1 protein-coding gene is annotated in these 237 nt (G+C 72.6%); it reads right to left on the bottom strand.

Annotated elements, in window-relative coordinates; genetic code table 11:
* On the bottom strand, positions 1-237 hold a 237-nt coding region (locus ACLFKU_RS44990), incomplete at both ends, for a hypothetical protein (RefSeq protein WP_410853544.1).

Below are 237 nucleotides of genomic sequence, written 5' to 3'. Positions count from 1 at the left end.
GCCCCACCAGATGCGCGCGCAGCGTCGCCGCAAGCTGCGCTTCCTGCGCCTCCTCTGCGGCCACCACATACGCCACCAGCTGCGGCTCGCCGGCCCGCTCCTCGCGCGCCACCACCACCGCCTCGCGCACCCAAGCAGGTCCGCACAGGTGCGCGGCCACCTCGCCCGGCTCGATGCGAAAGCCCCGGATCTTGACCTGCTCGTCGGTGCGCCCCAGAAACTCCAGATTGCCGTCCG

Source organism: Paraburkholderia sp. EG304, assembly GCF_046543485.1.
GTDB lineage: Bacteria > Pseudomonadota > Gammaproteobacteria > Burkholderiales > Burkholderiaceae > Paraburkholderia > Paraburkholderia youngii.
Note: the sequence above shows the minus strand (reverse complement) of the source record. Positions and strands in the feature narration are given on the sequence as shown.